This window comes from Pseudomonas sp. PA-4-8C (assembly GCF_021606625.1).
GTDB classification, from domain to species: domain Bacteria; phylum Pseudomonadota; class Gammaproteobacteria; order Pseudomonadales; family Pseudomonadaceae; genus Aquipseudomonas; species Aquipseudomonas lactis.
Genome location: NZ_WKCD01000467.1, coordinates 1 through 2,232 on the forward strand (window position 1 = coordinate 1; position 2,232 = coordinate 2,232).

The following is a 2,232-nucleotide window of genomic DNA, read 5'->3' on the forward strand; positions in this document are numbered from 1 at the left end:
GCCGTGTTCAGCTCGGCGCAGGCGGGGAGTGCGGTGCAGTGGGGTGAGTTTAGTGCGTCGTCTTCAGATAAGTTAACGGCCGGCTCGATGGACGTGGGCGGTGCCTATGTGTTGAAGCCGTCGGGTGTTTCCGTGGGGGATGTCGAGGCGCTGCAGGCTGGGCAAAAACAGAGTCAAAGCGAACTGCAAAGCTTGAAAAGTAAGGTGGAAGGGCAGGAGCGTGCGTTTGATGAGTTCAAGCGCAAGGACGGTTCGAGTACCAGTAGCAGTGACAGCCAGCTGTCGAGTCTCAAGCGTACGGTGGATGAGCAGAAGAGCACGATAGAGCGGCAGAAAAGCGAGATCGACGGGCTCAAGCGTAGCCTGGATGATTTGAAGCGCAGTGTGGAGAATTTGAGCAGCAAGGTGAAGTGACGGCACTGATAGTGTGGGCAATATAGGGCAACTGTGGGAGCTGGCTTGCCTGCGATAGCGATGTGTCAGTCACAGGTTTGAATCTGTTACACCGCCATCGCAGGCAAGCCAGCTCCCACATTGACCGTGTCGGCCTTCAGTCAATCAGCGCCAGCAAGTCGGTGACCCCTACGTCCACACCCGCCTGGCTCAGCAGTGTCGTCACCTGGCCGCGGTGGTGAGTCTGGTGGTTGAAAAAGTGCACCAGCAAACCGAAGAAGGGTTTCTCGGCGGCCACGCCGCGCATGTTGTGATAGCGCAGGCGTTGGTCGAGGTGGGGCTCTTGCAGGCTGTGGGCCCAATCGATGATGAGTTGATCCAGCCAGGCGCGATGGGCCGCTAGTTCGGAAAGGCTGGGGTAGGCTACTTGCTCGAGGTCGCTGGGCGTGGCCACCCCGTTCAGCGGCGCCAAGGCCGCAAAGTTGGCCGGGTGTTCGGCAAAGCGCTTGAGCCAGACGGTGTCACCCAGCATCAGGTGGTTCAAGGTGCCGAGGATCGAGCCGAAAAACGCCTGGCGGTCCTGGGTCAATTGTGCGTGCGTCAGGGTGCTGGCGGCGTCGTAGACCTTGCGGTTCATCCATTGGTTGTAAGTGGCCATCAACGCAATATGCTCGATGCGGTTCACCGCTGTTCTCCCTTGTCGGCGTGATGGCGTCATCATAAAGCTTGCCCGCCCGACGGTCATGGTGTTCCATCGCGGGAGGACTATGTTTGATCAACGCCACTATTGCGCCCCGGAGGGCGACACCATGAATACCAGCGATCTACTGGAACAACTGTTGCGTGCAGGGCAGCAAGGCGGCGGCACTTCGGGCGGCGGCCTGGGCGGGTTGCTAGGTGGGCTGTTGAAGGGCGCCGGCACCGGCAATGCATCTTCGGCTGGCGGCGGTTTGGGTGGTTTACTCGGTGGCCTGGGTGGCCTGGGTGGCTTGTTGGGCGGCGCTCCGGCAGGTGGCACCTCCCAGACGCGTAGCGGCGGTGGGATGAACTACGCGGCGCTGGCGTCCCTGGGGATGGCGGCCTTCCAGGCGTACCAAGCCTGGCAACGCCAACAGGCTTCGGCACCGCAGCAAGCTATCCAGACCGTTGATCAGCTTGAAGGGCCTGAAGCCGAAGCCCATAGCCACGGCTTACTGCGGGCGATGATCGCGGCGGCCAAGGCCGATGGCGAAATCGATGCACAAGAGCAGCAGATGATTTCCGCCGAGATCGGCCGTCATACCGACGACCCACAATTGCAGCAGTGGCTCGACGCCGAAGTTGCCAAGCCTCTGGATGCCGCCGATTTTGCCGAGTATGCCAATGACCCGGCAATCGCAGCGGAGATTTATCTGGCGAGCGTGATGCTGGTCGATGACCAACAGGACGCCGAGCGTAATTACCTCGACGACCTGGCCGGTCAGTTGCAAATCGATCCGCAATTGCAGGTGCATCTGGAGCAGCAGGCCAAAGCCTAGAACCTCAGCGTCGCCCCAGTGGTCAGCCACTGGGCGCGATCGCCAATCAGGCTGCGCCCGACCAGCACGTCCACGTCGACAAATTCGCCGATGTGCAAACGCGGCCCAGCCTGCCAGGCCTGTTCGCCGCCTTCCTGGCCATAGCGCTCGCCAATCAATGTGAGCGCGTCTGCCAACTGATATTCGAACCCCGTGCCCCACGTCAGGCGATGCTGTTGATCACCCTCGTTGTAGGCGTGGCTCCAGCCGGCGTTCAGGTTCAGCCGCAGGGGCGCCAGGGGTTGCCATGTGAGTGGGATGTTCAGGTCTGCGCCATCAAACC

Annotated in this window: 3 protein-coding genes and 1 pseudogene; 2 read left to right on the plus strand and 2 right to left on the minus strand. The window is 61.1% G+C overall.

Annotated features, from left to right (window positions below; genetic code table 11):
- Window positions 1–414, plus strand: a 414-nt coding sequence (locus tag GIW04_RS29980; protein ID WP_236479558.1) for a hypothetical protein, incomplete at its 5' end; no start/stop codon positions are given.
- Between the two features lie 136 nt (window positions 415–550).
- Here GIW04_RS29980 and GIW04_RS29985 read toward each other — a convergent pair.
- Entirely contained in the window at window positions 551–1,078 is a 528-nt protein-coding gene (locus tag GIW04_RS29985; protein ID WP_120248087.1) for a DinB family protein, read from the minus strand.
- Window positions 1,079–1,202: 124 nt separating this feature from the next.
- Here GIW04_RS29985 and GIW04_RS29990 point away from each other — a divergent pair, with 124 nt between their 5' ends.
- A complete protein-coding gene (locus GIW04_RS29990; protein WP_120248201.1) occupies window positions 1,203–1,910 on the plus strand; it encodes a tellurite resistance TerB family protein in 708 nt (235 codons plus the stop codon).
- Here the strand turns inward: GIW04_RS29990 and GIW04_RS29995 are convergent.
- Window positions 1,907–2,232, minus strand: a pseudogene (locus tag GIW04_RS29995) (hypothetical protein); the annotation flags it as partial. The gene GIW04_RS29990 and the pseudogene GIW04_RS29995 sit on opposite strands and share 4 nt — an antisense overlap.